Origin of the sequence: Pacificibacter sp., assembly GCF_039769035.1 — a bacterium.
Classification (GTDB): domain Bacteria; phylum Pseudomonadota; class Alphaproteobacteria; order Rhodobacterales; family Rhodobacteraceae; genus Celeribacter.
Genome location: NZ_JBDMZG010000075.1, coordinates 1 through 4,182, shown reverse-complemented (window position 1 = coordinate 4,182; position 4,182 = coordinate 1). Strand labels below are relative to the sequence as shown.

Here is a 4,182-nt window from a genome sequence, read left to right as displayed (position 1 = left end):
TGGAAGCCCCTCCTAACAGACTACAATATAAGCCACACTTTGAAGCAAGTTCCTAGACACAAAACTCCGATCACCAATCTACTGCGCTAGGCATTAGTCTTTGCCGAAAAGGGCCTCTAATTCAGCCACAGAGGTAGGTGGGCTGTCCTCTACAAAGTCATGCAGTCGAGCTGCAGCTATGGCTCTCTTTTACTACAATCCAATACAAGTTTCTATTTGTCTGATTGAGTCAAGGCGAGGGATGTTTACCTAGTGGCTGTGGCCATGACCGTCAGGTCCATCGTCATCTAAAGAGCCATGGATGGCAAATTGGTTCAATCCCGCATCTTGCGATTCAATCATGCGAAACCCCTCTTTCACGCCGGAGCCTGTCAACTCGCGCACCACTGTGAGCAAAGTATTAGGGTCGTGGTCGTTGCAAAGCTCGGTCATATGCACCAATTCTTCTTCTGCAACTTGGCCTGCTTCCTCTAGGGACGGGGCGCCATAGATTTGAACAAAGTGCCGTGCTAAGGAGTCCTTGAGAAACGCGTATTCTGATGGTTCAATTTTGGTTGTAGCCACAAATGTTACGCGGCCAAAGGTCTCCACACCAAGCCAACCGTTGGAAAAGGCTTGCCGCGACTTTCCAGTCAAATCAGCTTCTGTCCAATTGGAAAATTCAAAGCCGCCCGAGATACACCATTCACCAGTGCGCGCAGGCGAGTGAAAGACATTCATATCGCTTTCGTCAAAATGTATTGCGCGCGCCAGCATCATATCAGTTGCCCTCCAGTACGGAACTTAATGGGATGAGTTGGGTAGTCACTTCAGATCGAAGCAGCATTCCGAATTTCTCGTCTACGCCAAGAAAAGTGCCGGCCTGTCCATGAATCTTTATGTCTTCGCCAATGCCATGCGCCAGACCGCGCCAATTAGAATGCAAAGATTTTACCCCATCTTCGCTCCAGGTGTTGATGCCAACCAAAGTGTGTTTAACCCAAGACTCCAATAGACCCAGTGCGTTAACCTCTGCGCAGCCCTCAGCATAGAGTGCAGTGTGGTCTGGTGTTTCGCCCGGTGCATCACTTTCTGGCCAGAGGGGCAGGGTCAATCCAACTACTATCCAATCGGGCAGCGCATCGGTATCCACGGTAGACGCTGCAACCCGTAAAGCGCCGCAGCGGGCTCCATTGATCCGCAAACCGCCGGCCCACTCGAGCTGAACTGCCACCTCAGGTGGCGCCAGAGCGCCCAAGGCGTTTTGAAAACCAATACCACAAAGCGGCAGCACGGCCATGGCCTCTTCGAGCGTCACATCTGGAGCGAAAACAATCGCCGCTTCAAGCGTATTAGCAGCCAAATTATAGACTACCAACCCGGCATCACAGCCACGGGTAGCCTCTGCGCGGGCCTTTTCAAAGGGATTAATCTGGCCGCTGATGGCCAGTCCGCTGAAGAGTGGGGGAAAGCTTGGTCTTTGATTTTCTGTCATGCCTGACCGCTTTCAATCAAAGATTTTGCCAGGCTGCGGAAAGCTTGTGCCTGAGTAGAATTGGGTTTGGAGACAACAATCGGTGCCCCACCATCGGCAGCCAAACGAATGTCGAGATGAAGCGGAATTTCGGCTAGTAGCGGTACGTTCAATTTCTTGGCCTCCTCGCTAACGCCACCATGTCCAAAGACATGCTCTTCATGGCCACATTGCGAGCAGATATGCGTGCTCATATTTTCAATCATACCAATGATAGGTGTTCCCAATTGATTAAACATATCAATGCCTTTTCGTGCATCCATAAGTGCAACATCCTGCGGCGTGGACACAATAATTGCCCCATCTACATGGGCTTTCTGGGCAAGGGTCATATTTACGTCGCCTGTGCCAGGCGGCAAATCGACAATCATTACATCCAACGCGCCCCATTGTACTTGTGTGAGCATTTGTTGCAAGGCGCCCATGAGCATCGGACCACGCCAGACCACCGCTTGATCCTCATTGGTCATTAGTCCAATAGACATCATCGTCACACCAAAATTTCGTAGTGGTAAAATGATCTTGCCATCCGGGCTTTGCGGACGGCCAGACACGCCAAGCATGCGGGGCTGTGATGGTCCATAGACGTCTGCATCAAGCATGCCAACCCGACGCCCTTCTGCGGCCAAAGCACAGGCCAAATTGGCCGCAACAGTTGATTTTCCTACGCCGCCTTTGCCAGAGGCCACAGCAATAATGCGATCTACGCCTGGAATTTTTTCTGGGCCTGCGGGCTCAGCCTTTCTGGTGGGCGATAGGTCAGGCGGGGCGGAAGGTTTGCTGTGAGCCGTCATCACGATGGATACTGGCGCACAACCAAGGGCCGCAAGTTTTCTTTCTGCTTCGGCCTTAGCCGGTTCAAAGGGGTCGGGGGAGCTCACTTCCATTACAAATCGGACAGCGCCACCGGTTACTGAAAGAGCGCGAACCAATCCTGCTTCGACCAGATCTACGCCAGAGGGCGCTTGGATCGTTTTGAGGCAAGCGAGTACCTCTTCGCGGGTTACTGACATTTAATTACTTTCAATTTTACCGGTGACGACATGTTCGAAATCCAGTCCCTCAAGGGTGAGGACCATTTTGGCAGAATAGCTTTTCCCGGCGGTATCTGGTACCGCACGCAATGCGTCTTCAATCGCTTGCTGTGAGGTAACTCCAACTTGCTTGAGAAATTTTCGCATGGACATATTTAACTCTTCGCTCATCGAACGTTCCTTTTAGTTGCTGCAAATGTTGACGTTTGAATCCTACTGCCCCTAGGGTGAATTGCAAGTTGGGGCAAATTGGGGAAATAGGTGAAATGTTTAAAGCTTTGGTGATATGTTGGGCTCTGTTTGCCGCACCCGTTTTGGCCCAAGAAAAATCCTTTACCCTGCAAGCCCCCTCTGCCTTTAAAGACAGTGGCTTTCTGAGGTATCTTTTGCCTCGTTTCTCTTTGAAAACAGGCACAAAAGTCTATCTCTTGCAAGGTGGCGCTCAGGCGCGCTTCGGGGCAGAAGGCACGCCTGTGTTTCGCGAAGGCGCTAGATTGTGGCGGTTTGCTTCGGGTGGTCATCCCGCCGCTGAGCGGTTTGAAATTTGGCTCTTGTCGGATACGGGCAAACTCACAATTGAGGAGTTTGCCCCAAATGGAATCGCGGTGTTTCAAGCGAAAATTGAGACGGCAGCTGTTGCGAAACCTAAGCCGCTGACTGGAGACGCGGCTCTGGGTGCGCGGGTTAGTTTGGAAAAATGCGGTCGTTGCCATGTTGTTCATGAAAGCAATCGGATGAAGGCCATAGGCTCGACCCCTTCGTTTGCGCTCATGCGCAATTTTAAAGATTGGCGTCGCCGATACGAGGCATTCTATCTCCTCAATCCACACCCTGCGTTCACTCAAGTGTTTGAGGTGACCGATCCCTTTGCCGCTCATTTGCCCTCTCCAATCGTACCGATTGAGGTCTCCTTGGACGAAATTGCGGCCATTGTGGCCTATGTGGCGACCATTCAGCCGGCTGATTTGGGATCGCCTATCCAATCTCAATGATCCCGGCGCTTTGACAGATAATCGTCTGTTGTGCGTACCCGAGGGCGGGCGTCACCTTGGAACGGATTGTCTGTTGAGTGATACTGTGCCTGAATACGGCAGTTGTCGCACATTTGGATCATCTTTGACGCGGCCGGATTTGCAAACATCGCATGATTTCCCGCTAGTTTCTCAGTGATCTTCTCAACCGTAGATTTCACGCCAAAAAGTGATCCGCATTCGATGCAGGCGAAGGGTTCTTCTTCATGCAAAACCTTTTGTGTAAAGGCTTGATCTGTGAGATCCATCTGCGGTTTCAAAGAAATGGCCTTCTCTGGACAAATATTGCTGCAGAGGCCGCATTGCAGACAGGCGTCTTCTTGAAACCGTAGTTGTGGCAGATCTTCATTGTCTCCCAAGGCACCAGAGGGGCAAAGGGAGACGCAGGCCAGGCAGAGGCTACAGGCTTCTGTGTCAATTAGGACTGCCCCATAGGGCGCCCCGATCGGTAGGTTGAGCACATTTGCCTCTGGCTGAAGAGCTTTAGCAGCTAAACGTGCCACTTGCCGCCGAGAACCGATTGGCAAAATCGGAGCGCAGGCTATTTCGACTGCCGTCCCGGAATACAACATGTCGCATAAAGCTTCTGGGTCCGTAGGTTGCA

Annotated in this window: 6 protein-coding genes; 1 reads left to right on the top strand and 5 read right to left on the bottom strand. The window is 51.6% G+C overall.

Annotated features, from left to right (window positions below; genetic code table 11):
* Window positions 1-249 precede the first annotated feature (249 nt).
* The 4 genes from ABF287_RS07290 to ABF287_RS07275 are packed head-to-tail and all read right to left on the bottom strand — an operon-like array spanning window position 250 to window position 2,718.
* A complete protein-coding gene (locus tag ABF287_RS07290; protein ID WP_044050491.1) occupies window positions 250-759 on the bottom strand; it encodes a DUF6505 family protein in 510 nt (169 codons plus the stop codon).
* Window position 760: 1 nt separating this feature from the next.
* Entirely contained in the window at window positions 761-1,474 is a 714-nt protein-coding gene (locus tag ABF287_RS07285) for a DUF4444 domain-containing protein (RefSeq protein ID WP_347184351.1), read from the bottom strand.
* Window positions 1,471-2,526: an Mrp/NBP35 family ATP-binding protein gene (locus ABF287_RS07280; protein WP_044050489.1), complete on the bottom strand. Its 1,056-nt coding sequence runs from the start codon at window positions 2,524-2,526 to the stop codon at window positions 1,471-1,473. Before ABF287_RS07280 ends, ABF287_RS07285 begins: the two co-directional genes overlap by 4 nt.
* Window positions 2,527-2,718, bottom strand: coding sequence for a DUF6494 family protein (locus ABF287_RS07275; protein WP_271508223.1), 192 nt, complete (start codon window positions 2,716-2,718; stop codon window positions 2,527-2,529).
* A gap of 95 nt (window positions 2,719-2,813) precedes the next feature.
* On the opposite strand from ABF287_RS07275, the gene ABF287_RS07270 reads away from it, so the two are divergent.
* Window positions 2,814-3,539, top strand: a complete 726-nt coding sequence (locus tag ABF287_RS07270; RefSeq protein ID WP_044050487.1) for a hypothetical protein — start codon at window positions 2,814-2,816, stop codon at window positions 3,537-3,539.
* Here the strand turns inward: ABF287_RS07270 and ABF287_RS07265 are convergent.
* The coding region (locus ABF287_RS07265; protein WP_347184350.1) for a 4Fe-4S binding protein at window positions 3,533-4,182 on the bottom strand (650 nt) is incomplete at its 5' end. The two genes, ABF287_RS07270 and ABF287_RS07265, sit on opposite strands and share 7 nt — an antisense overlap.